Origin of the sequence: Kitasatospora sp. NPDC058184 (assembly GCF_042883725.1) — a bacterium.
Lineage (GTDB): Bacteria > Actinomycetota > Actinomycetes > Streptomycetales > Streptomycetaceae > Kitasatospora.
The window spans coordinates 47,271-69,437 of sequence record NZ_JBHVVE010000038.1 but is presented as its reverse complement, the minus strand read 5'-3'; the positions used below and the strand labels follow the sequence as shown (position 1 = coordinate 69,437).

The 22,167-nt window shown below is 72.6% G+C and carries 24 protein-coding genes; 3 read left to right on the top strand and 21 right to left on the bottom strand.

What is annotated here, in order from left to right; genetic code table 11:
• Positions 1 to 294: 294 nt before the first annotated feature.
• The 10 genes from ACFVXH_RS39905 to ACFVXH_RS39860 all read right to left on the bottom strand — a co-directional run bounded on the left by ACFVXH_RS39905 (position 295) and on the right by ACFVXH_RS39860 (position 8,048).
• Positions 295 to 834, bottom strand: coding sequence for a hypothetical protein (locus ACFVXH_RS39905; RefSeq protein WP_387831085.1), 540 nt, complete (start codon positions 832 to 834; stop codon positions 295 to 297).
• Between the two features lie 59 nt (positions 835 to 893).
• Positions 894 to 1,214 (bottom strand): hypothetical protein, encoded by a 321-nt coding sequence (locus ACFVXH_RS39900; RefSeq protein WP_387831084.1) that lies wholly within the window; start codon positions 1,212 to 1,214, stop codon positions 894 to 896.
• Positions 1,215 to 1,358: 144 nt separating this feature from the next.
• Positions 1,359 to 2,264, bottom strand: coding sequence for a hypothetical protein (locus ACFVXH_RS39895; protein WP_387831083.1), 906 nt, complete (start codon positions 2,262 to 2,264; stop codon positions 1,359 to 1,361).
• An 88-nt stretch (positions 2,265 to 2,352) separates the two neighbouring features.
• Complete coding sequence (locus ACFVXH_RS39890) at positions 2,353 to 2,910, bottom strand: hypothetical protein (RefSeq protein WP_387831082.1); 558 nt, start codon at positions 2,908 to 2,910, stop codon at positions 2,353 to 2,355.
• Between the two features lie 115 nt (positions 2,911 to 3,025).
• The gene (locus ACFVXH_RS39885) at positions 3,026 to 3,604 is read right to left on the bottom strand and encodes a hypothetical protein (protein ID WP_387831081.1); all 579 of its coding nucleotides are present in this window, start codon (positions 3,602 to 3,604) and stop codon (positions 3,026 to 3,028) included.
• Positions 3,601 to 3,897 carry a hypothetical protein gene (locus ACFVXH_RS39880; RefSeq protein ID WP_387831080.1) on the bottom strand — a complete coding sequence of 99 codons (297 nt, stop codon included), beginning with the start codon at positions 3,895 to 3,897 and terminating at the stop codon, positions 3,601 to 3,603. Before ACFVXH_RS39880 ends, ACFVXH_RS39885 begins: the two co-directional genes overlap by 4 nt.
• Before the next feature lie 124 nt (positions 3,898 to 4,021).
• Entirely contained in the window at positions 4,022 to 4,654 is a 633-nt protein-coding gene (locus ACFVXH_RS39875) for a hypothetical protein (RefSeq protein ID WP_387831079.1), read from the bottom strand.
• Positions 4,655 to 6,739: a hypothetical protein gene (locus ACFVXH_RS39870; RefSeq protein WP_387831078.1), complete on the bottom strand. Its 2,085-nt coding sequence runs from the start codon at positions 6,737 to 6,739 to the stop codon at positions 4,655 to 4,657.
• 141 nt (positions 6,740 to 6,880) lie between these two features.
• Positions 6,881 to 7,615, bottom strand: a complete 735-nt coding sequence (locus tag ACFVXH_RS39865; protein WP_387831077.1) for a MucR family transcriptional regulator — start codon at positions 7,613 to 7,615, stop codon at positions 6,881 to 6,883.
• A 4-nt stretch (positions 7,616 to 7,619) separates the two neighbouring features.
• Complete coding sequence (locus ACFVXH_RS39860) at positions 7,620 to 8,048, bottom strand: hypothetical protein (protein WP_387831076.1); 429 nt, start codon at positions 8,046 to 8,048, stop codon at positions 7,620 to 7,622.
• An 804-nt stretch (positions 8,049 to 8,852) separates the two neighbouring features.
• Here ACFVXH_RS39860 and ACFVXH_RS39855 point away from each other — a divergent pair.
• The gene (locus ACFVXH_RS39855) at positions 8,853 to 9,074 is read left to right on the top strand and encodes a hypothetical protein (RefSeq protein WP_387831075.1); all 222 of its coding nucleotides are present in this window, start codon (positions 8,853 to 8,855) and stop codon (positions 9,072 to 9,074) included.
• 6 nt (positions 9,075 to 9,080) lie between these two features.
• Positions 9,081 to 11,978, top strand: coding sequence for a tetratricopeptide repeat protein (locus ACFVXH_RS39850; protein WP_387831074.1), 2,898 nt, complete (start codon positions 9,081 to 9,083; stop codon positions 11,976 to 11,978).
• A 143-nt stretch (positions 11,979 to 12,121) separates the two neighbouring features.
• On the opposite strand, the gene ACFVXH_RS39845 is transcribed toward ACFVXH_RS39850, so the two are convergent.
• From ACFVXH_RS39845 to ACFVXH_RS39825, 5 genes are all read right to left on the bottom strand, one after another.
• Entirely contained in the window at positions 12,122 to 12,556 is a 435-nt protein-coding gene (locus ACFVXH_RS39845; protein WP_387831073.1) for a MarR family transcriptional regulator, read from the bottom strand.
• Entirely contained in the window at positions 12,553 to 13,086 is a 534-nt protein-coding gene (locus tag ACFVXH_RS39840) for a MarR family transcriptional regulator (protein WP_387831072.1), read from the bottom strand. Before ACFVXH_RS39840 ends, ACFVXH_RS39845 begins: the two co-directional genes overlap by 4 nt.
• A 1,185-nt stretch (positions 13,087 to 14,271) precedes the next feature.
• The gene (locus ACFVXH_RS39835) at positions 14,272 to 14,829 is read right to left on the bottom strand and encodes a hypothetical protein (RefSeq protein WP_387831071.1); all 558 of its coding nucleotides are present in this window, start codon (positions 14,827 to 14,829) and stop codon (positions 14,272 to 14,274) included.
• Positions 14,826 to 15,560, bottom strand: coding sequence for a hypothetical protein (locus tag ACFVXH_RS39830; RefSeq protein ID WP_387831070.1), 735 nt, complete (start codon positions 15,558 to 15,560; stop codon positions 14,826 to 14,828). Before ACFVXH_RS39830 ends, ACFVXH_RS39835 begins: the two co-directional genes overlap by 4 nt.
• Positions 15,561 to 15,585: 25 nt before the next feature.
• Positions 15,586 to 16,635 (bottom strand): hypothetical protein, encoded by a 1,050-nt coding sequence (locus ACFVXH_RS39825; protein WP_387831069.1) that lies wholly within the window; start codon positions 16,633 to 16,635, stop codon positions 15,586 to 15,588.
• Positions 16,636 to 17,053: 418 nt separating this feature from the next.
• Here ACFVXH_RS39825 and ACFVXH_RS39820 point away from each other — a divergent pair, with 418 nt between their 5' ends.
• Positions 17,054 to 17,395: a hypothetical protein gene (locus ACFVXH_RS39820; RefSeq protein WP_387831068.1), complete on the top strand. Its 342-nt coding sequence runs from the start codon at positions 17,054 to 17,056 to the stop codon at positions 17,393 to 17,395.
• 168 nt (positions 17,396 to 17,563) lie between these two features.
• Here the strand turns inward: ACFVXH_RS39820 and ACFVXH_RS39815 are convergent, their stop codons facing one another.
• The 6 genes from ACFVXH_RS39815 to dnaB all read right to left on the bottom strand — a co-directional run bounded on the left by ACFVXH_RS39815 (position 17,564) and on the right by dnaB (position 22,156).
• Positions 17,564 to 17,863 (bottom strand): hypothetical protein, encoded by a 300-nt coding sequence (locus ACFVXH_RS39815; protein WP_387831067.1) that lies wholly within the window; start codon positions 17,861 to 17,863, stop codon positions 17,564 to 17,566.
• On the bottom strand, positions 17,860 to 18,222 hold the full coding sequence (locus ACFVXH_RS39810; RefSeq protein WP_387831066.1) for a hypothetical protein: 363 nt from the start codon (positions 18,220 to 18,222) through the stop codon (positions 17,860 to 17,862). The genes ACFVXH_RS39815 and ACFVXH_RS39810 overlap by 4 nt, the downstream gene beginning before the upstream one ends.
• Before the next feature lie 283 nt (positions 18,223 to 18,505).
• Positions 18,506 to 18,859 (bottom strand): hypothetical protein, encoded by a 354-nt coding sequence (locus tag ACFVXH_RS39805; RefSeq protein ID WP_387831065.1) that lies wholly within the window; start codon positions 18,857 to 18,859, stop codon positions 18,506 to 18,508.
• 17 nt (positions 18,860 to 18,876) lie between these two features.
• Positions 18,877 to 19,530, bottom strand: a complete 654-nt coding sequence (locus ACFVXH_RS39800) for a hypothetical protein (protein WP_387831064.1) — start codon at positions 19,528 to 19,530, stop codon at positions 18,877 to 18,879.
• A 113-nt stretch (positions 19,531 to 19,643) separates the two neighbouring features.
• Positions 19,644 to 20,396, bottom strand: a complete 753-nt coding sequence (locus tag ACFVXH_RS39795) for a hypothetical protein (protein WP_387831063.1) — start codon at positions 20,394 to 20,396, stop codon at positions 19,644 to 19,646.
• A 119-nt stretch (positions 20,397 to 20,515) separates the two neighbouring features.
• Positions 20,516 to 22,156, bottom strand: coding sequence for a replicative DNA helicase (gene dnaB / locus ACFVXH_RS39790; RefSeq protein WP_387831062.1), 1,641 nt, complete (start codon positions 22,154 to 22,156; stop codon positions 20,516 to 20,518).
• Between the last annotated feature and the right edge of the window lie 11 nt (positions 22,157 to 22,167).

Sequence of the window (22,167 nt, the reverse complement as noted above, 5' to 3'; positions counted from 1 at the left end):
GGCCGTCGAAGCACCCTAGACAGCGGGCGGGACGGCGCGCAGCCGCTGGTGCCAGCCGCCGGGCCGAACGGGCCCGGACCGCCTGGCTCAGGCGTCGTTGCGGCTCGGGGTCAAAGGTAGGGCCCCGGGGGTCGGATCCTGGAGCGGATCGGCGGGCGGGCGCGGGCCCAGCGGGTTCCATCACGGTGGGACGGTAACGGAACACCACGAACAGGCCTCCGCCGTGCACGCCACGGCTCCGGGAACACGACGGCCCGGCCCCGGCCCTGTGCGGGGCCGGGGCCGCGGGCTCGCTCACTTCCCCGGGGTCGTGTCCGGCGGCAGCGGGTGTTCGTTCCGCTCGTGCCAGATCAGGGAGATGGTGCGGGTGCCCTCGTAGTCGAAGACGTCGGCGTTCGCGGAGGTCACGGTCACGTCGGGCCTGCCGGGCATCTGGACGCGGGTCAGGACGGCGTTCTGCAGGGGGACCCGGGCCCAGGCGGCCCGGCTGGTGCAGCCGGTGAGGGTCACGAGGCCGTCGTCGTGGCGCAGGTGTGCGTCCTTGAGGGTGATGGTCTGTCCGTCGGGGAGGGTGAGGGTCGCGGTCGGCCCGAGGGCGGTCTCGGGCTGGTGGCGGCTGATCTTGCCGTGCCGGTGGAGCCAGGCCTCGGCGTCGGCCGGCGGGAACTGCGGGCTCTGGTCGGTGCCGCCGACGGGTGCGGGGAAGTCGGGGTGGTGGCGGCGCCAGTTCGTCACGGCGGCCCGGCCGACGCCGGCGACGCGGGCGATGCGGATGAGGGTCGCGGTGGGTTCGGGCCACAGGAGCGGGTCGGGCATGTCGGGCACGTCGGGCACGGGGTTCTCCCTGGGGATGGGGCCCGCCGCCGGCGGGCGGCGGGCCGGGGCGGGCGGGGTCAGCGGCGGTCGATGTCGGACACCCAGGCCGCGCAGACGGCGGCGACCTGGACCAGCTCGGTGCGCAGCTTGGCCGGGTCGCTCTCGGCGAGGGCTTCGTGGACCTCTTCCAGGAGGATCGAGCGCCAGTCGATGCCGCCGGTGTCGGCCAGGTGCTGGCAGTGGGCGCGGGCCTGGTCGGCCTGTTGGCGGGTGCCGGGGCCGCCGGTGCCGTCGGGGTGGCGCTGGTCGCCCCAGCGGGCGATCTGGCGGGTGCGTTCGGCGTCGAGTTCCTCGGCGAAGCCGGCGGTGCCGGGGGTGGTGAACAGGTGCGGGTGCACAGGGTTCTCCCTGGGGTGGGTGGCCGGGAGCGGGGGTGGCCGCTCCCGGCCGGTGGTCCAGCGGTTCGGCGGCGGCCACCGGGTGGCGGCCGCCGGGTGGCCGGTCAGCCGGCGGCCACCGGGTGGCGGCCGCCGGGTGGCCGGTCAGCCGGCGGTGGTCGGCTCTTCCTGTGGGGCGGTGGCGGCCATGCGGCGCAGGAGGAGGTGGAGGCGGTCGGCGGTGCCGGGCGGGGTGGGACGGCGCAGTTCGCCGGTGGTGGGGTCGAGGTCGGCGCGCCAGTGGGCGGCCGCGTGGCGGGCGGTGTGCACGCGGCCTTCGGGCAGGGCCAGGGCGGGCAGTTTGAGGCGTTCCAGGGCGGCCTGGAGGGGGTCGAGGGCGGCGGGCGTCCAGACCACGACGGTGCGGTCGGCGAGCAGGGCGGCCAGGTCCGCGGCGGCCGGGCCGGGGTCCAGGGCGTCGGCGGGGGCGCCGGGGGTGCGGGGGCCGGTCAGGCGCAGCAGGCGGTTGTAGAGGGTGTGGCCGGTGTGGTCGAGGGTGGTGATGTGGGCGGCGGCCGGGGGGCGGGGGTTGCCGCCGGCGGTGGGCTGGCCGGGGGTGTAGTCGATGTGGAGGACGGCCAGGTGCTCGTCGGCGAGGAGGCGGGCGGCGGCGTGGGCGGCGTCCCGTCCGGCGGCGTGGGCCTCGGCCTGGCGGGTGCGCAGGCGGGTGATGTGGGTGCAGGTGCCGCACAGGGCGCGGCCGTCGTCGGTGGGGGTGCAGGGGGTTTCGGGGCGGGCGCCGCACTCGGCGCAGACCCTGGTGGTGGTGCGGCGGGCGGCGGCCGCGACGAGCTGCGCGGCGGAGGCCGCGGTGGGCACGGACTCGTGCAGGTCGTACAGGTCCCAGGGGCCCTTGCGGCCGGCGGGGTTGCGGGCGGTGACGACGGCGCGCACGGGGCCGGCGGGCTGGCGCGGGAGGTCGAGGGCGGCGAGCTGGGTGGCGGTGCGCAGGTGGGCGGGCACCTGGCCCCACCAGGTGTACTCGGGCAGGGGTGCGGGGAGTTGCTTCATGAACTACTCCTTGGCTGCTGGGAGTTGGTTGTCCTGCGGGTTGAACGACGGCGGCCGCGCCGGGTGGTGGCGGCCGCCCCGGGCTTGGTCAGCGGTGCAGAGTCAGGTGCCGAACGACGTCGACGTAGCCGCCGGAGGTGGCGATCGAGTGCCCCTCGACCGGGGGGCGGGGCGCTGCGGGCAGGCCGGCGTCGTGCAGGAACCAGGCGGCCTGCTTGGTGCGGTGGCGTGTCAGTTCGCTGTAGAAGGCGCCGGCCTCGCGCTGGAGGAAGTCGATCGCGGCGGCCGAGGGGCAGGGCGGGTAACAGGCCAGTGCCAGGCGCTCGATGGCGCGCTCCCAGTCGGCGAGGTAGCCGTTCACCACCGCGATGACCTCCAGCGCGTGTACGCGGCGCTGCGCCGGGGTGCGGTTGAGGCCGGTGTAGGGTCCGTCGTCCTCGTCGAGGAACGACTCCTCGTAGTCGTGGGTGGCGCAGCCATCGAGGGCGTCGGGGATGCCGGCGGCGAGGGCGAGGTACTCGGCCGCGGCTTCGTGGTAGTCGGCCGGCAGGGCGGCGAACACCTCGGCGTAGACGGTGGAGTTCAGGGCGTCGGCGGCGGTGAACTCCGAAAACGGTTCGCCGAGCAGCGGGAAGGTGCCGGTCATGGTCGCTCTCCTCCTGGTGGGCTGGCGCGGCCGCGGCACACGCCGGGCGCGGGGTGCGGGACGGTTCGGCGGTTCGGTGGCGGCCGCCGCCGGGTGGCGGCGGCCGGTCCTGCGGTCAGAGTCGGCGCGGCGGCGGGGCCGGGGGCGGCGGCGGGGCGGGGGTGAGCGACTGGTCGGCGCAGCGGGCGATCTGGTGGTCGCGCACGGCGCACTCGGGGCCGCGGTCAAAGGCCACGACGTACGGGAACGGGGCCGGGGAGCGGCGGACCAGGGTGACGACGCCGAGCGTTCCGGCCGGGACGGCGGCGTGGGTACGGGCGTCCACTTCCCAGTACTCCTCGGCGGCCAGGTCCTCGTCGATCCACGACGTCCGGAGCGGTTCCAGCAGCTCGACGCGGTCGCCCTCCTCCAGGCTCAGGTGGGCGGTGCGGACCCGGGCGTGGTAGCGGAGCAGCTGCACCAGGGCCCGCTCGCGGTCGGCCGGGTCGGCCAGCACTCCGGGGTCCAGGAGCAGCACCGGCGCGCTCGGCGGCGGGCTCGGCGGCGAGGACGGGCTCGGGCTCGGGCTCGGCGGCGGCGCGCTCGGAACCGGCGTGGTCGGCGGCACCGGCGTGCCCGGCGACGACGAGGCGGTCGCTGGCGCGCCCGTCGGCGGGATGGTCGGACGGGGCGAGGGCTCGGTGGTCGTGGTCACGGCCGGCCTTTCGGGTCGTCGGGACGGGGACGGCCGGGACGGCGCGGGCTCATGCCGTCGGCCAGGTCGCGCAGGTGGTGGACCGCCTCGTCCCAGCCCTGGCCGTACCAGTACGGACCGGTCAGCGCGGTCGGGTGGTGCGGGACGGCCTCCAGCAGGTCCGCCGCCCGGTGCCAGGAGACGGCGAGCGCCGTCCGCATCCGGTCGAACTCGGCGACCATCGCCGCCAGCTCCGGGCCGGGCGGCAGGCCCGGGTCGGTCCCGGCCGCCAGGTCGCGGCGCAGCCGGGCCACGGCGAGGCGGGCCAGGCGGGCGGCTGCTCGGCGGTCTCGATGGTGGTCACGGCTGGCGAGGCGCTCGCGGCGTCGTCGTCGAGCTGGCCCTGGTCGCCGTCGCCGGTGCGGTCGGCGGTGTCCATCAGGCGCCGAGGCCGATGTGGGAGACATAGGTGTAGGCGCCCCAGTCGGAGTCGAGGTCGGCGATGATGTCGTCCCAGATCTCCTCCATCTTGGTGATGTCGCCGGTGGTGAGGGCGTCGACGGCTTCGTCCCAGACGTAGCGGACCTGGAGCGGGCGGATGCGGAGGTTGTCGCGGCGGCGGGGTTCGTCGACCACCTGCTGGTTGATGGGGTGGATCTCGACCTTGGTGCCGCGGCCGCCGTTGTTGAGGTGGTCCTTGAGGATCTGGGGGTTGGCCAGGACGTTGCGGGCGCGCAGCGTCCAGTAGGCGGTGTCGATGGCCTCCAGGTTGACGGGGCGGGGCATGCGCAGGCCGTGGCGCCAGGCGCGCAGGGTGGCCGGGTTGGCGCTGCTGCCCGCGTCGGCGAGGGCCTCGGCGAGGGCCTCGCGTCCGCCCCGGTGTTCCATCAGGTAGCGCATCCGGGCCATCAGGCCGCGGCGGGTGCTGGGCGGGGATTTGATGCCGCCTTCGATGATCATGCGTTCCAGGGCGTCCTCCAGGGCGCGGCCGAGGGCGACCTTCCCGTGGACGTTTCCCCGGTCACGGTCAGCGCCGTACTGTCCGAAGTTCTTCCAGCCATCCGTCGACATTTAGGCGCTCCGATTCCGGGTGCGGGGCAGGGTGTACTGGTCCTTGAGTTTCAATTGCGTGGTCAGGCGGCCCTCTTCGAAAACACCGCCCGCGCTCTTTCGCCATTCGCCGCCGGTGACGTGGAGTTCGTCGGTACCACGCAGCGCGACGACGGTGAGTCCGGCTTTGTGGGCGCGCTGGGATTTGTACCACAGGTTCGCGAATGCCTGCGAGCGGATGATGTGCATCCAGTCGGGGCGGCGGATTTCGCGGTTGTAGGTGGATTCGCCGATGGTGGACGCGAATTTCGCGTACATGGCCTTGACGTACTTTTCGGTGACCGTGTCGCCGTCAGCGATGGCGTTTTCGCGGGCGGCGGTGAGGACGCGGCGGAACTTCTCCAGCAGGCCCTCGGAGCTGCCGGACGTCCAGGCCTCGGTGATGTGCGGGGCCTCGGCGAGGCCTAGCTTGTGGCAGCGGATCAGCAGCCGCACCGTGGCCTCGTCCAGGAGCACCGGGCCGGTCTCGTGCCTGTTGCCGATCGGGTCGGGCAGATGCGGGTGCTCCCAGGCGGGGCGGGCGGGGAGCAGGTAGACGCCGGAGCGCTTGGGGTCCCAGCCGCCGTCCGGGCGGTGCTGCAGGGCGCCGATCGGCAGGTGCGTCTTCAACGCGGAGCAGTAGGCGGCGTTGGTGTCCAGGACGTCCACCGTCACCGGGTCGGCGCCGGCCTTGAGGGCGGCCATGAGCGGGGCGTTCTCCCACTTGTGGCGGCCCTCCCAGATTTCGTCCGCGCCGTTCCGGGATTTCTTCGACAGGAATTCCAGGCGCTCCGGATAGGCGGTGTGCTCATAGGCGGCGCCGACCCGGGTCGCGTCGAACAATTCCATCGCGGCCGGGATCGCCTTCTTCTCCAGCGCTTTTTCCGCCGCCTCCAGGTCGCCGTCGTGCTCTTCCAGGGCCCGCTCGACCGCCGAGGTGATCATGTCGAGGTAGTAGCCGAGCTCGCGGCCGGTACCGGCATACTCCCGGGCCCGGGCCGTCGGGCCCGAACGCGGCGCAGCGGCCGGGACGGCGGCGGCCGGAGCCGCGGGCGCGGGTCCGGGCGCGGTGGTCACCGGGGTGGTGGTCACCGGGGTGGTGGCCGGGACGGCGACGGCCTGGTCGACGCCGGCGGCCGGGACGGCCAGAGCGGACGGCTGCTGCTGTTCGGCGGCCTGGACGGGCTCGGTCGCCGGGGGGACGGGGGCGCACCAGCCGCCGAGGTGGAGCGGGCGGCCGCCGATCCGGTGGCGCATCGGCCGGCCGCACTGCTCGCACGGCACTGCGGGGTGAACGGCGACCGCACCGGTGGGGGCCCGGTCGTAGTCCGCGTTCGGCACGCCCTCCAGGGCGGCGTCGACGAGCAGCTGCTCGGCGGCGGACGCGGACGCGGCCGGCTCCGTCGGCGTCGGGACGGGGGCGGACGCGGGCTCGGCGGCCTGGTCGACATCGGCGGGCACGGCCGCGGAGGCGGGCGCGGCAACGGGGGCACAGGCGCCGCCCAGGTGGCTCGGGCGGCCGTGGATCCGGTGGGTAACCGCGAGTCCGCAGCGCACACACGGCGCGGGCGGATAGACCATGGGGTGGCCGTCCGGGTGACGGTCGGCGTAGGCGTCGTAGACGACACCGGCCTCGCCCGGGACCGGGGCCTGGGCGGCCGGAACGGCAGCGGGCCGGTGCTCGATGGCGTCGCCCCGGTCGGCGGACAGCGGCCGGTCATCGGCGGAGGCGGCCTCGGCGGGGAGCGGGCCGGTGACCACCGGGGCGGGCGCGAAGGTCGCCGGCACCGGCAGGGGTTCCGGCTGCGGGGCGGCGGTGCCGGGGGGCCAGGTCATGGACAGGGCGGCGTGGGTGGGACCGGCGAGCAGGTCCAGCGGCCCCATGCCCCAGTGCCGGGCCAGCGCGTCGACCTCGTCCAGGGACCACGGCTGCGCACCGGACTGACGGCGGGAGACCTTGTCCTGGGTCAGCTCCAGGGCGGCGGCGAGCTCGCGCTGGCTCTCCCCGGTGCGCTGCCTGATCGCCGCGATCGTGAGCCGAAGCGTTTCCAATGTGCTGAGCGTCATGCAAGCATCCTATCCATCATCAATGGATATATTCCATGGATTGCGCGCTCCATCACTCTAATGAGTGATGGAGCGCAGCGGGCACGCGCGGCCCGGGGCCCGCTCGGGGTCTCTACAGGGACCGCGGGTGCCTGTGGCCCCTCACGGGGAGCGCTGCCGCCAGCGTTTGACGGTGCTCGCCCCGACGCCGATCCGTTCCGCGGCGGCACGGCTCGGCAGGTCGCGGGTGGCGGCGATCGCGTCTGCCATCGACGCGAAGCCCGCTGCCCGGGCGGTGGCCTCCAGGGTGTTCCTGCGGGCCTGCTGGGCGGCCGGGAGGGTGCGCAGGGCCGCGGCCCTGCGGGCGGCCCGTACGGCGGGGAGGCCGTCGGTGCCGGCGCGGGCGGCGGCCGAGCGGCGGGCGAGGACGTCGGGTGCGGGCGCCGCGGCCCGCATCGGTGCGAGCAGGTCCGGGTCGGTGGCCATCGCCTCGATGCGGGTCGCCGACAGGGTGCTCCGGACGTCGGTGGCCATCAGCGTGGCGCCGGCGGGCAAGGCGTGCTGGGCTCGGTACTGGGCGGCCGACATCTCATGGACGCGGGCGAGGTGCGGTGCGAGGGAGCGGAAGCGGCGGCCGCACTCCAGGCAGGTGACCAGCCCGTCCGTGTCGGCGCCGTCCGGGCGCCGCGAGCGCACCCCGGTGGTCGGCCGGGCGGCGGCGAGCAGGGCGTCCAGCTCCCACAGCAGCGCGCGGCCGCGCCGGCGGCAGGCCACCGGGTCGGGCCAGCGGCCGCACTGCTGCTGCATCACGACCTTCAGACTGCCGGGGGCGTAGCCGAGGAGGGGCTCGGCCTCCCGCCGGGTGACCAGGCGGGAGGCGGCGTCGGCGGTGTCCATGCGGTCAGCGGCGCCCGTCGCGGATCTGGTAGAGCCGGGCGCGGGTGAGGCCGGCGGCCTTCTCCAGGTCCTTGACCCTCACCTTCGTGTCCTTCCGGTTGAGCATCGCGGAGCGGATAACCCGGTTGAACTCGTCGTCGGCGGCGGCCTTCACCTTGTCCCGGTTGCGGCGCGCGTCCTCGACGGCCTGGAGGACGTCGGCGGCCGGCCCGGCGAGCGGCTCCGACTCGGCGTCGGCGTTCAGCTGGGCGGCCAGGACCTCCCACTGGCCGACCAGCGGACGGCCGTCGTCGTCGGTGTCGACCTGGTCGGCGAGCGCGGCGAGGTCCTCCTTCGTCACCGGGGCGAGGTCCTCGCCCCGGTCGATGACCGCCGCCAGGCCGGAGGCCTCCCACAGCTCGCGGACCTGCTCCGCCGTGATCGTGTGCGACATGCCGGTCTCCTGCCTGCCGGCGCCACTTTATGTGTAGCGCGCTTGACATTTAGTCTGGACCACCATGTGCTGAAGTGTCAAGCGCGCTACACATCAAGTGGCGTCCGGGGATGTCGATCCTGGAGGCACGGCCGATGGGCGGGAGTCAGCTGCCACGGGATCCGAGGCGGTGGTCAGTCCAGGCGGAAGGCACCCTCGGGCAGGGTCGTCGTCCGGACCGGGGACTGAAGCCGCCCAGGCCCCGGTGCACGCGTTCGGGGGCGCCCGCGAGGCGCCCCCGAACGCTGCCGGCCTGTCGGCCGGCGGGCCGGCTCCCCTGCAACCGGGCGCGGCCGTGGTCCCGGGACCGGTAGTGGGCTGCGGCCGGGAGGACGTGAACAATCTGTCGGCTTTCGGGGGCGGCGCATCGGGTTGCGACAGCCTTTGGCAGGACACCGAACCTGGCCTGGCCGGCGCGGGCGGCTCGCCGATGCGGCGTGAACAGGGTCGATGAGCTGCGCATCGGCCGCCATTTTTGCATCGCGAACCGGACAATCACGCAAAAAGCCAAGGGTGGCGCGAACAGCAGGCAAAAAAACGGACAAGTGTCGCGGTGCCGAGTTCGCTGACGCCCTGCCATGACGCTGACCTGCACAGATCTGTTTCTGCTGGGCCAGGTTGTTGCAAGGCATCGCCTTGATAGCCACCCGGCTGGCCTTCCGGCGCGCCACGGTGCCCAAGAATTCTGACCGATGGTGAGCGGGGAGCTGCAACCTCCCCTTCCCCAGCGCACGTTGTGGGCTGCCCTAGGTTCGGAGGATCTTGATGGAAGTACCGCGCAGGTGCCGCGAGAGCGGCAACGGAGGCCGGCCCGTACCCACCGCCGCCGTCGTTCTCACGGTGGCGGTCCTGGCCCTGTTCGTCCTGCTGGCGGCAATGGGCCTGTCGGCCGACACCATCATCGCGCTGTCGAGCGCGGCCGTCCTGACAGCGGCCGAGCTCGTGAGACGGCTGGTGTCCGCCACCTCGGGACGACGGCGCAGGTGACCGTCGATGGTGGGAAGGCCACGGCAGGCGGTCGCCGCAGGAGCGGTCGCCGGAGAACTCGCCGAGTTCCTGCAAGCCCTGAGCACTCAGGGCGGGAAGACGTATACACAGCTGTCCGCCGCGACGTCGCCGCAGATCTCCGTGGCAACGCTCTGCCGGGCGGCGTCCGGGAAACGCCGACCCAAGCTGACGGTCGTGCGCGCCTTCGTCCTCGCCTGCGGCGGAACCCCGTCCGAGCTGCGAAAGGCAGAACGGCTGTGGCGCCGCACGCCGCCCGCAGCGCCCCCCGGCCGCGGCAAGCGGCCTGGCACCCGATGGCGCGAGCCCGAGTCGCTGAGCAACGAGCATCAGCTCGGCGACCTGATGCGCCTGGCCCGGACGCTCAGCGGCAGCCCGTCGCTGCGCACGGTCCAGGGCCGGGCCGACGCGCTGGGGGTGAGCCTGTCCAAGAATGCGCTGGGCCACGCCCTGCGCCAGGGATCGCTGCCCAGCCGACAGCTGTTCTGCGCCTTCATGCGGGTGATCTCGGACTTCGACGGTTCGCCCGCCGCCAGGTACGAGGCCGAGGTCTGGGAGGAGTTGTGGGACCGGGTCCGCACGGACCGGTACCCGCCGGCGCCCAGCGGCCCGCTCGCCCGCGCCGTGCAGAAGGAACCGGGGGCGGGAAGCCGGGCCTCGGCTGCGGTCACGGGCGGGACGGGCCCGGTCAGGCGGCGGCCCAGGCGGGCCCCGTCCCGGGCCTGGGTGAGGCCGGGACCGGTACGGAAGTTCAAGGACTGGCTGCACGAGCTGTACGCCACGGCCGGCATGCCGTCGCTGACGGACATCGTCGCCGCGGTCCGGACGGACGACACGCTGGCCGCCGTTCCCGCACGGGACAGCGTGAACCGGCTGCTGCGCTCGTCGTCCCTCGGAAGCCAGGCGGACGCGGTGGCGGTGGCGGTCGTCCTGGCCCGCATGGCGGGCAAGGAGCCGGTGACGGAGTTTGAGCGCGCCCAGAGCCTGTGGATCCAGGCCGCCGTCGTCCGGCCGTACGGGTACGCGGTGAGCGAGATGACCGACCCCTTGGTCCTCGGCGTTCGGGAGACGTTCTCGCTGCCGGACGCCGAGGGCCCGTTGTCGGTCCTGGCCCCGTACATCAGGCGCCATCACGATCACGAGATCGGCAACGCCGTACGGCGGGCCGTCGAAGGCCACAGCACGATGGTCGTCGCCCGCGGGAAGCAGGCCACCGGCAAGACCCGCAGCTGCTGGGAATCCCTCCGGGGGCTGCCCGGCGGCTGGCGCCTGTGGCATCCCGCAGACCCGTCCAGCGGGAAGCAGGTGGTGGAAGCGCTCTCCCAGGCCGGACCCGAAACGGTCGTGTGGCTCGACCGCATCGACCGGTACCTGGACCCCGCGCGGTGCCAGGCCGCCGGAGAGATCCACGCCGAGATCCAGGACGCCCTGCACGACCCGCGCCGGGCCCCCGTCCTGATCATCGGCACCATCTCGTCCACGGCCGACATCCTCACCAGGTCCGGCGGCCTCACCTCGTCGCTCGACTCCCTCACCCGCACCCTGATCGACGACTCGGCCGTCGACGTCCCGGACCGCTTCGCCAGGGGCGATCTGGAAGACCTGGCCGAAGCCGCCGAACGGGACCCCCGACTGGCCCTGGCCGAGTCCAACGCCCGCGGCTCCGTGACCCAGTTCCTCGCCGCCGACCGGAACGCGGACCCGATGCTGAAGGCCCGCGCCCTCCACAAGGCGGTCGGACAGGGAGACACCAACGCCCTGTTCATGGGCGGAGTCCTCCTGGAGCAGTCGGGAAGGCTCAGGGAGGCAACCGCCTGGTACCAGCGGGCCGCCGAGGCCGGCGACGTCCTGGCCATCGAACCGGCGGCCACGCTCCTGAGCGAGGGCGACCGCCCCCACGAGGCGATCAACTGGCTGTGCACCCTGGCCGAGGCCGGCGACGCCAACGCCGCGATCGCGGCCGCCAGGCGCCTCCTGCGGGCCGGCCTCGACCACGAAGCGGTGAAGGTCTACCAGCGGGCCTTCGAGGTCAGCGGGAACCACGACGCGCTGCGCGCGGCGGCCTCGCTGATGTCGCGCACCGGACGGACGGAGGAAGCGGTGGAGTGGCTCCGGGCCCAGGCCGCGCGGGGACACCCGATCGCCTTGCGCGAAGCCGCACGCCTGCTGTGGGGGACGGGAGACACCACCCGGGCCCTGCGCTTCTACGCGGACGCCGGATCAGCCGGCGACCCGGAAGCCTGGCGTGACGCCGCCGAGCACCTGGAGAGGCTGGGGCGGGACGACGAGGCGATCATCATGTACCGGGCGGCGGCGGGAAAGGGGGACAACCTGAGCGTGCTTCCGCTGGCCGACCTGCTCGCGGCCAGAGGGCGGCACGACGAGGCCTTGGAGATCTACCTCAAGATCGCGTCCAAGGGAGACCTCGCGGCGATCTGGCGCGCCGCCACCGTGTACCGGACGAGCAGGCGACCCAAGCGCGCGCTCCACTGGTTCCGGAAGGCGGCCAGGAAGGGAGACCCGAAGGCGTTCATGCAGATCGGGCTGATCCTGCGGGACAAGTGCGAGTCGAACGACCGGCCCGTGAACCAAAAGGACGTGGACAAGGCGGTCGCCGCGTTCACCAGGGCCGCCGCCGTCGGGGAACGACACGCCCACCGGGAAGCGGCATGGCTGCTGTGGAGGCAGCGCGGCACGGTGGCGGCCGAGGCCTGGCTCCAACAGCGGGTCGACGCCAAGGACGAACGGGCCGCACGCGAGCTGGGCGACTTCCTCCGCGAGGCGGGAAAGCCGAAGCACGCCCTGGCGTGGTACTCGAAGGCCGCCGACGACGGCAGCCGGTCCTCCGCCGCACGTGCCCTGCACCTCCAGGCGAAACTGCCCTGACCCCTCAACGCCCTCCCCCGCCAGGCCAGGGCGTCAGCGCACGGTTCGGACGGCGGCTCCATCCCCCGAGCTGCCGTCCGAACCGGCCGCCGCAATCCCCCGCAACCGGCCAACCGCGAGCGGCCTCGCCGGCACCGCAGGCCTTACTCCTGGTCAGGAACAGCCTTGATCGTGCGCCGGCGACGGGCGTCGACGTTGCCGACCTTCCGGGGACCTTCGGCCCGCGCGTCGAGGGTGATCTCGGGGGCTTCCAGCGCTTCCCCCACCAGCCGACGGATCTCGGGATTGGAGGCGAAGAAGAAACGGGGGTTGACCCGGTAGCTTCCAGGATCCGGGTGCTCGACCAGCTGAAGCGCCTCCAGCCGGGCCAAGGCCTCGTACGCGGTGGACGTCGACGTGCCGCAGTCGTGCGCGATCTCCTCCACGTCCGCGGTGATCGGGGCAAAAACACCGCCGTGACTGGTCAGCCATTCCAGGACGCTGCGCTGGCTGGCCGACAAGTTCAGCGTGTAGACCGGCGGCATACCGAGACTGTCCGGGTCGAAGCCACCGTGGTGGCTGTGGGTGGCGGCGCTCATCGTGTGCCTCCGTTCGTCGTGCTCCGCGCCGCGCTGGCGCGGCGCGGGCCCGGTGTCTTGGCAGCCGCCTTCTCGGCGGCCTTCTTCGCGGCGGCGACCGCCTTGGCGTCCGGCGTGATCGGCGGCGGGTCCAACCTACGGCAGGCCTGCACCTGGGCGTCCCCGGAGCCCTCCCAGAAGCGCCTCGGGTTGAGCTGGTAGGTCTGGCTCCGGGGGCTGGTCTTGAGCAGGATGTTCAGCTTCACCAAGCGGGCGAGCGCCGTCTTCGCCGTCGTCTCCGTCGCCAGGATCGCCTCCGCCACCGCAAGCGCCGTCACCTTCACCGCCGCACCGGCCCCGCCGTTCGAGCGCACCCAGTCGATCGTCGCCCACTCCGCACCGGACAGCGCCAGCGAGTACAGCGGCGCGTCATCGGTATAGGCATTGAGGGTGTACGAGCCGTCCATGGTGTGCGGCGTCCGGGCCTTCGGCGCAGGCAGCACCGCCCCCGTATCCAGGTTCACCAGGGCGATGTTGCCCCTGCGAGCCATGCTGCTCCTCACCAAACCGTCGCTGCCCAACCCCGGTCCAACGACCGGTGCGCCTTGAAGTTGCTAAGGGCCATTTTTTCAGACGTTAGCTCCGGAAAACCCGACCTTAGCGGCAAGAATCTACAGGACACGGCCCGAAGAACGCAGGCTCATGGCAGCGTGTCGGGCCACCGTGTCCTTGGCGAGCACTGCCGTAACGTCTGGTTTTCCGGCCACAACGTCTGGAAAACCAGACGCTAGCGAGGAGAAAACCGCAGGTCAGGGCATATGTCCCTTCTTAGGTAGTAAAGGCAGGCGGTCACGCGGACCTCCACCCCGGAGGCCTCAGCCACGCACGCCGGCGCAAATCCCAGGGGCACCTGCCGCAGCTGGGGCCGTAGGCCCCGGCCCGGACCGGTCGGCTGGCGGTGGCCTCCGGCGGGCGGGATGCCCGTGCCGCTGCCGCCGCCCGGGCTGGGCGCCCACGTCGGCCTGCCGGCCAGGACTGGCGAACGTCCGGGCGCCAGTCACGGAATTCCGGCTGCCGCCGGAACCGGGCCCCAGGGGGCCCTTTCCATGCCTACGAAGTCCGGTGGTCCGCGCCCGGACCTGCCGTTGTTGGTGCTGACGGTTCGAAGGTTCGTGCTGGTCGCCGGGTGGTTCCGGGGAGCGCTCGGAGGTCGTGCAGGTGGACAGCAGGGTCTTCGTCAGGTGGGTGGTGACATCGGCAACCGCCCGGTCGGTGGGCAGGCCGTGGTGCTCGGCGTAGGCCGGTTCGGTAGGTGGCCCGGCCGACGCCCGGTATCAACCACGTCTTCGGGGGGCAACTGCCCAGGCCGGACCGGCCACGGCCCCGCCGGTGGATCAGGCGGCGCAGGGCAGGCGGCAGCGAAGGATGGTCCAGCGCATCCGGGCGCTGGCCAGGGTGCGGTAGCGGAGCGCGCCGCGCTTAGCTACCCGATCCGTTCCCGACCGCAACGTCGTCGCGGTTGAGGCCCCGTCCCGGCCCGGGCGGCAGGACAGTCAGGTCACCGACGCCCCGTGGAGAACGGAGTTCGCGCCGACGGACCGGGACGGTCAGGGCCTGAGGTGGGCGGTGAAGGGGAGGTCCTGTCCTGGCCGTCGGCCCGGAGCTCTGGCGGCCGACCGACATACCGACGGCCGGGGGCTGTCCGTCGGGCAGCGCCTCGCTGCCCGGCAGGCGTGCTACGTGGTCGGGTCGCTCCGGCCGCCACCTGGGTCCTGTTGACTCCAGGGTTCCCGGACCGGTGCGAGGGGGATGCCGGTGCGCACATGGTGGAGCCAGTTGTGCATGCTGTACAGCACCCCTCGGCCTTCTGCGCGGGTGCGCGAGAAGGAGCTGAAGGCGCCTACGTTGAGGAGGACGTGGCGGCCGACGGTGGAGGAGAGGCCCAAGTCGATGAGCGGCTCGGTCAGCAACGGATAGTTGCTCCACGGACGGTTCCATTCGACGGCCACCAGGCCGCCCCCGTTGTCGAAGATCCGCAGTTTCTGGGCTCCGTGCTCGGCTACGCCGCACAGCAGCCACCGGATTCGGGGGTGGGCGCGCTGCTTCCCGACGATCGGGTCCTGCAGGAGTGGAGGGGTTTCCAGCTCCCAGATCGTGCCGTCCGCCGCCTCAGTGTCCCCGCGGCGGCCGGCGCGGGCCACCTCGCGGTTCGGGAGCCGCTCGGTGAGGCCGACGGCCCACTGACGCTTCTCGGTCTCGCCCAGGTCGGTGCTGGCGAGGAGCATTGAGGTCACTGGGCGCTCCTCACCTTGTCGTCGGGAAGGGCTTCGTTGAGCTGGGTGGTGAAGAACGTCACGGACACCCCGAACTGACCGTAGGTGAGGCCGGCGTTGCGCATCACCTGCTCGTAGTTGATGGCGTCCGGATCGTGGTTCCAGGCCTCGGTGATGGCCCGCGCGAGTTCCATCGCGCCCCGGTGGCCCTTCTGGGCGCGCTTCATCTCCTTCAACCGGGCCACCTCGTTGTCGCGGCGCTTGGCAGCCTCCGCCTTCTCCTCATTGATGTCCAGGAGCCGTTGGTGGGAGTGCCGTTCGAGCAGTGTCATCGACTGGCGTTGGGAGAAGCGGAGCGGGCCGGGCGTGGGGTCGTCGTCGACCAGGCTGACGCTCGGAGGATCCTCGGTGCGTTGTCCCGGCACGACCGGCGGCGGGTTGTCCTCCTTCTCCTTGGCCTCCCGTTCCCGCCTCTCCGCGGCGGCGGCGGCTTGGCCGTACCTCCACTCCTTCTCCGCTTGCTCTTCTAGGCGGGTGATGCACCTGTTGAAGAAGGGCTCCGCCCAGGGCGCCCCGGCGCCGAACCTCTCGTGAAGGTACTGGCGGCGGGCCGGCGCGCTCTGGGGGAAGCAGACGAGCATCTCCCTGATGTCGGTCACCAGGGCGAGCCGGATGTCGTCGGGCAGGTGGTCGTGCTCCCTGTGCAGGTGCAGTCGGTTTCCCTGCTCGTCACGGAGAGGCCTGGAGGTCAACGTCGTTCCCTTCGTGTCGTGATTGCTATCCGGCTCGGGGACCCTCCCTCCGAGCCGCAGCGGCGAGGCGCTGGCCCCACTCGCTGTACAGCTGCGCGGTCGTGAGGACCGCGTCGATCAGTTCCTCGTCGCCCCGGGCCGCGATCTCCGCCGGGTCGTACTCGAGGAGCCGGGTGGCCTGCGCGTCGTGCCGTTGGAGGGCCGCGCGCCAGCGGGCCAGGACGACCTCGGGGTCGGCCTCCGCGGCGGCGTCCATCGCGGCGTCGTCCGGGTCCCGTTCCGGCCGGGTCGGCGGGACGATCTGCGACTGGATGGTCCGCCGGACCCGGTCGTCGGCGATCAGCTCGCTGAGGTACTCCGGGGTGGAAGCCACTCGTTCAAGGACCTCGGCCCTGCCGGTCGAACTCTCCAGCAGCGCCGCGCAGGCGCTTCGCGCGACCTCGGCGTCGGCGCCGATGGCCGCCTTCACGACGTCGGGCCCTGGCGGGACCACCCTCGGTGCGAGCCCGGTGGTGCCCTCCTCGTCCGCCCGGATTCCGTCGGACCGGTCGGCGGGCACGCTGACCGGGGGAAGGGAGTCTCCGAGCAGGGCGCGGAGGCCGGTCTCGGTGACGACCGGAGCGTCAGTACCGGCGACCGCCGCCGCCATCCCGACCAGCTGGTCCAGGCGCCGTTCGAGTACTCCTTTCACATCTCCGTTCTCTGCCTTGGGCATCGAGGCAGCTGCCCTGAGGGTGCTGTAGGAGATCTCCACGTCGAGTGCGTCGATCGCCTTGCGGACCGCCGGCGCCACCCGCCTGGCGACCTTTCGGTACGTCCGGGCGGTCGCGGTGGCCAGGCCGACCATGCCGGCCGCCCGCGCCCAGGCCGATGTCGCGGTCCCCTCACCCTCGGCGGGGTCGATGACCAGCAACGCGTCCCCGATCTCCAGCCGGATCCGCCGCTGCCTGTTGATGTCGGCCCGGACCGCCGCGGTCAGCTGTTGGTCCTGGGAGACGAGCTGCCGTAGGCGTCCCAGCTCGCGATCCAGGTCGTGGGGCAAGCAGGCGGCCGTCTGGGACAGAACGTCGATCATGATGAGCGTGTCCTCGCTGTAGCGCATCGCTCACGTTGAGCAACGCTATCAGCGCCGACAGTAGTGAATTGCGGGCCGACAGGTGCCCTGTCAGACGCAGGAGGTAGCGTCCGTTCCCCGCCAGTCTCGAATCAAATGCGACAAAAGCCAAATATATTGACAAGTTGCCATGTTGTCGGGGGCACCAGTCCGCGGCACCGCAAGCTCGTCATCACCCCCGGTGCGCACGAACTCAATATGGTGAATCCGCCAGGAGCCACCCGCTGTCGACGCGCCCCCTTCGAACACGCCCAGAGAGCCCTCCCGGAATCGACGTCCCCTTCCCCGAGCGGGGTAGCAGTACCAGCGCTGCTACCCCGGCCGACGGGGATCCGCGGAAGTTCCATCGACGGCCGGCCGACGCGGGCAGACTGGGGCGGTGACCACCCTGCGGCTGCTTCACCGACGCCTGCGCACCACCCTGTACTCGTGGGTCAACTCTGGCGATGCGGTCTCGCGGCGCCGCCGGTGGGGCTTCTGGTTCGCGGTCAGCTGCGGCGTGGCATGGGCCTGTACCGTCGTGCTCTCCAGAATCGGGCCGCTCCTGGGCCTCGGCCCGGTCGGGCAGAACCGCTTGGTGCTGGCCTCGCTGTTGAGCACGCTCACCGGCTCCCTGGCCTGGGCCTCGTTGGAGCCGGGCCGCTTCTCCCCGCAGGCAGTACTGCTCGGCGTCGGCACCGGGGTGCTCTTCTGGGCGCTGGTCGTCAGCACCCTGGTCTAGCGGGACGGCGGCCCAGGGTGGCTTGGTGAGCGTCGCCCGACCGGGTTGTCCACCACCCCCAGCGTCTGCCGACCTCGGCCGTGGCGTCGGGAACGACCGCAGCGTGTACGACAGTCCCGGCCGGGCCGCCGGTCAGTCCTTCGCCGCCGGGGCGGCACTGGTCCAGGGTCAGGGCCCGGCGATGATCCACGTCACGAAGATCGCGGACATGCCCTCGTGCAGGCGGTAGACGACGCTGATGCGGTCGCCGGAGTCCGAGGCCGGGTCGGTGCGGGCGGTGTAGTCGTCGACCTCGGGGTCGGTACCGCCCGGCACCGGGATCCCGAGCCTCGGCGACACCGCCAGGCGCTCGACGAGCTTCTCGACCACGTCCAGCTCGCCGGGGCGCAGCGCGGCGAGGGTGTGCTCGGCGGTGTCGGAGAGGAAGACGTGCAGCGGGGCCGGCTGCTGTTCGGGCTGGTCGGTCACCGGTCGCCGCCGGCGGCGCGCGCGCGGGCGAAGGCGTCGGCGGCCGGGGTCCACTTCTGTCCGCCGATCGGTGCGGCGAGGGAGGCCATCGCGTGCTCGTCGGTGCGCAGGACGAGGCGGTGGCGGTAGGTGGCGATGACCTCGGCGACGGCGGCGAGGTCGCCGATCGGGGAGGCGTCGAGGGCGGCGGCCAGGTCCTGCTCGAACCGGTCCCGGTCGCCGGGCAGGCCGTAGCGGGACATCGCGGTGCGCAGCTCGTGCAGGGTGGCCGGCCTCGGCGTGGCCGTGTCCTGGGGGTCGGGCTGGGTGGTCACCTGGTCCTCCTCGGTGGTGGCGGTCGCCGCGGTGGTGGGCTGCATGGTCGACGGTAGCGGGCGGCGGGCGCGGGCCGGGACGGCTTCGCCCCGCCCGTCCCGTACTCCCGAGCCCCCTGGTGGTCCCTGCGGCAGCCAACCGTGCTGGTCCTGGTGCTCATCGTCGGGTGGCCCTCGCCCGGCAGGCCTCGCAGGCGTGGACGCCGGTGTCGCCGTAGCGGCGGATCGGTGTCCCGCAGCCGGCGCGTGGAGCGATCTGCCAGGGCTCGCAGCTGTAGGGGACGCACCACGGTGCGCACCAGGTGGGTCCCTGACGCGGCGCCTACGGCTACGGCGCCTTCCGGTCCGCCGTGGACGGTGGCACCGATCGCGTCGGCCGAAGGCGGGGCTCCGGAGGAAGCGCCCGCAGTACGGTCTGGGCCACCTTGGCCGGGTCCTCGCCGATGTAGCCGAGCGGGATCAGCGCGCCAGTGCCCGTCGCGGTCCAGTTGCCCTCGCCGTCGTTGTGGAGCACCCACTCGTCGCCTCGGTGGCCGAAGTGAATCGAACACGCACACGCGGAGCCCGCCTCGGCGCCCCGGATGAGGCAAGGACTGTCGAGAGCCGCGTAGACGGTGCCGCCGCCGGGATCCGGGTTGAGCGGCAACAAGCGGCCCAGCTTCTCAAGGATGTGGTGCTGCACCGGTTTCTCCGTCCCTTCTAGAGCGGGTCAGGGCCGCAGGTCGCGCGGCGCCGGGTCTGGACGTTGCGGCGTCGGAGCTCGTCGGCGCTGTGCAGTTCGGGCAGCGCGGTCCAGTCGGCGCGGCCGCCGGTGGCTTCGAGGAGTTCTTCGAACTCGGCGAGCCGGTTGTCGGCGTTCCCGAGGGTGGGGCAGTCCCAGCGGTGCAGGCGGCGCTCGGTGCGGGCGTAGGTCCGGCCGGCGGCGAGGTCGGCGTTCCAGCGCTCCACGTCCTGCCGGGCGCGGGTGCGGGCGGCGTGGCTCCACCGGCAGGTCTGGCAGCGGCCAGGGGTGCCGTCGTAGCAGGAACAAGCCGAGCAGCCGGTGCAGGGGACGCAAGGGTGAACGGCCGGCGGGGCTGGGGGTCCGGCCGCGAGGGCGGCGTCGACGCGCTCGCGACGCAGGATTTCCCCGAGCCGGTCTTCCTCGAACTCACCCCGGCAGCGCTTGCCGTCGGTGCACTCGGGGATCCCGCAGCCGTGCGGGTCGAGCACCCGAAGGGTTCGTTCGCCGAGTTCGGCAAGGAGCCAGCGCGCCCGGCCCGCGTCTAGGCGCCCGTCGGCTACCAGGTCCAGGAGCTCGAGGACGGCGGGCACCTCGACAAGTGCACCCCAGCCGGGAAGGTGCTCTCGCACTGGTGGGCACTCCTGGCCCAGGTGCCCGCCCTGCACACAGATGTCGCGAATGGAGTGGCCACCGAGGTTCAGGTAGGCGTGCACGTCGGCTCCTCGTTGAGCATGGGGTGGTGCTACGCCTGGTCGGGGTTGAGTAGCGCTGTTCGGAACGCTTCGGCCAATTTGGCGGGGTGCGCGGCCACCAGCGGGATGTATCCCAGCTCCACCAAGGCGGTGGGTTCGACTGGGTAGTTGTCGAGGAACCACTCCTCGGCGTAGAAGCCCAGCCGCCAGGCCTGTCCGTTGTGGCGGAGCTGGAGATAGGCCTGGTGCTGCGGATCGTCGGCGTCCTCGTGGACATCGACCGTGCTGCCGGGGACCACGAGGTCGGGGAGGTACCCGGCGATCTGGTGCAGAGCTTCGACGAACGTCTCTGGCATCCGGAACCGCATCGGTACCGCCGCCACTTCGGCGAACAGCCGATCGGCGGCCTGGGGGGACGGCTCTAGCTTGAACAGGCCTGTGGCGACGGCCGGGGGTGCGTCCGGACCGTCGTAGGCGCGTTCGAGTTCGACGATATCGCCACGGCTCTCCATGGCATTGAGTACGCCCAGCAGGTTGCGCTTCGCCTGGGCAACGTGGTGCTCAACAGCGAGCAGCGCGGCGGCAACCGCTCCCACCTGTTCGGTGGTATGGAGGGACCAGCCACAGGCCAGCGCCTCGGCGAGCTTTTCGGTGCTGGTCACGGCCTCGGCGGCGAGCCAGGCAGTGGCTTCCGGGCGCAGCCCGACCGACTCGGTCACGTTGTCGAGGGTGCAGCCGTTGAAGGTCTCGCCCAACTCTTCCAGCAACGGCCGCCAGGCCGCTCCCGTGGTGGTTTCGCTCATGCGACGCTCCTCTCAATAGATCGCTGTCTGCAAGGCGATCAACGACCCGGCCGCGGGATTCGACGCGGGTGGGGCCGTTGATCATCCCTGAGGGGCCTTCAGGGCCCTTCTCGGCCCTGTTACAGGCCGAGGTCCGAGGCGAGGTTGGCAGCGGGGCCGTGTCCGGTGCTGCCCGGGCCCGGCGGGAGGTGGGCACCGATCGGGGTGAAGTCGGGCTCGTACGCGTCGCCGTCGTCGTCGGGGAAGCGCCGGCCGACTTCGTCGTCGCGGGTCATGTCGATGAAGCGGCTGTAGTGGCCCTGGAAGGCGACGGTGATGGTGGCGGTGGGGCCGTTGCGGTGTTTGGCGACGATCAGGTCGGCCTCGCCCGCGCGGGGGGATTCCTTGTCGTAGGCGTCCTCGCGGTGCAGCAGGATGACCATGTCGGCGTCCTGCTCGATGGAGCCGGACTCGCGCAGGTCGGAGATCATCGGGCGCTTGTCGGTGCGCTGCTCGGGGCCGCGGTTGAGCTGGGACAGGGCGATGACGGGCACGCCGAGCTGCTTAGCGAGCAGTTTGAGGTTGCGGGACATGTCGGAGACCTCCTGCTGGCGGTTCTCGGCGCGGCGGCCGGAGCCCTGGAGGAGCTGGAGGTAGTCGACGACGACGAGGTCCAGGCCCCGGCGCTGCTTGAGCTTGCGGCAGCGGGCGGCGATGGACAGCGCGGACTGCACGGGGTTGTCGTCGATCAGCAGCGGCGCCTCGGGCATCCGGGCCACCGCCCGGCTGGTGCGCAACCAGTCGTCGTCGGTCATGTCGCCGGAGCGCAGGTGGTGCAGGGCGACGCGGCCCTCGGCGGAGACGGCGCGCAGCTGGATCTCCTGGCGCCCCATCTCCAGGGAGAAGAACGCGGTGGTCAGGCCGTGGGTGATGCTGGCGGAGCGGGCGATGTCCAGGGCCAGGGTGGACTTCCCGATGGCGGGGCGGGCGGCGATGACGATCATCTGGCCGCCCTGGAGGCCCTGGGTGAGCTGGTCGAGGTCGGCGAAGCCGGTCGGCACGCCGGTGATCCGGCCGCGGTTGTGCTTGCGGCCCTCCACGTCGCCCAGGGTGATGTCCATGCCGTCGATCAGCGGCGCGCAGTTGTCCTCGCCGCGCTGGTCGGCGAGTGCCATCACCTGGGCCTGGGCGGCGTTGACCAGTTCGTCGACGTCGCCTTCGGCGGCGTAGCCCATGCCGGCGATCCGGGTGCCGGCCTCGACCATGCGGCGCAGGACGGCGCGCTCGTGGACGATCTGGGCGTAGTACTCGGCGTTGGCGGCGGTCGGGACGGAGTTGACCAGGGTGTGCAGGTAGGGGGCCCCGCCGACGCGCTGGAGTTCGCCGCGCTTGGTGAGCTCGCCGGCCACGGTGATCGGGTCGGCGGGCTCGCCGCGCCCGTACAGGTCGAGGATCGCCGTGTGGATCATCTCGTGCGCGGGCCGGTAGTAGTCGGCCGGCTTGAGCACCTCGACCACGTCGCCGATGGCGTCCTTCGACAGCATCATGCCGCCCAGGACGGACTTCTCCGCGTCCAGGTCCTGCGGGGGCACCCGCTCGAACCCGTCGCCGGCCTCGGCCTTGCCGCGCCGGGACCGGCCGGAGCGCGGAGCCGGCTCAGAGTCGGCGTCGTCGGGTTCCTCGCGGTCGGGCTCCTCGTCGCTCCAGGTGTAGTCGTCCGGCCCGGCCTGGATCGTGGTCGGGGCGTCGGAGCCGGTGCGGTTCTGGCTGGGTACGCTCATGGTGATCTCTC

Excerpts from the sequence above, each read along its gene's own strand:
- ACFVXH_RS39855 (WP_387831075.1), top strand. The coding sequence starts at position 8,853 with ATGGAAGTACCGCGCAGGTGCCGCGAGAGCGGCAACGGAGGCCGGCCC.
- ACFVXH_RS39795 (WP_387831063.1), bottom strand. The coding sequence starts at position 20,396 with ATGAGCGAAACCACCACGGGAGCGGCCTGGCGGCCGTTGCTGGAAGAG.
- dnaB (WP_387831062.1), bottom strand. The coding sequence starts at position 22,156 with ATGAGCGTACCCAGCCAGAACCGCACCGGCTCCGACGCCCCGACCACG.
- ACFVXH_RS39875 (WP_387831079.1), bottom strand. The coding sequence starts at position 4,654 with ATGTCGACGGATGGCTGGAAGAACTTCGGACAGTACGGCGCTGACCGT.
- ACFVXH_RS39865 (WP_387831077.1), bottom strand. The coding sequence starts at position 7,615 with ATGGACACCGCCGACGCCGCCTCCCGCCTGGTCACCCGGCGGGAGGCC.
- ACFVXH_RS39850 (WP_387831074.1), top strand. The coding sequence starts at position 9,081 with ATGGTGGGAAGGCCACGGCAGGCGGTCGCCGCAGGAGCGGTCGCCGGA.
- ACFVXH_RS39845 (WP_387831073.1), bottom strand. The coding sequence starts at position 12,556 with ATGAGCGCCGCCACCCACAGCCACCACGGTGGCTTCGACCCGGACAGT.
- ACFVXH_RS39860 (WP_387831076.1), bottom strand. The coding sequence starts at position 8,048 with ATGTCGCACACGATCACGGCGGAGCAGGTCCGCGAGCTGTGGGAGGCC.
- ACFVXH_RS39870 (WP_387831078.1), bottom strand. The coding sequence starts at position 6,739 with ATGACGCTCAGCACATTGGAAACGCTTCGGCTCACGATCGCGGCGATC.
- ACFVXH_RS39810 (WP_387831066.1), bottom strand. The coding sequence starts at position 18,222 with ATGCAGCCCACCACCGCGGCGACCGCCACCACCGAGGAGGACCAGGTG.
- ACFVXH_RS39895 (WP_387831083.1), bottom strand. The coding sequence starts at position 2,264 with ATGAAGCAACTCCCCGCACCCCTGCCCGAGTACACCTGGTGGGGCCAG.
- ACFVXH_RS39890 (WP_387831082.1), bottom strand. The coding sequence starts at position 2,910 with ATGACCGGCACCTTCCCGCTGCTCGGCGAACCGTTTTCGGAGTTCACC.
- ACFVXH_RS39840 (WP_387831072.1), bottom strand. The coding sequence starts at position 13,086 with ATGGCTCGCAGGGGCAACATCGCCCTGGTGAACCTGGATACGGGGGCG.
- ACFVXH_RS39825 (WP_387831069.1), bottom strand. The coding sequence starts at position 16,635 with ATGATCGACGTTCTGTCCCAGACGGCCGCCTGCTTGCCCCACGACCTG.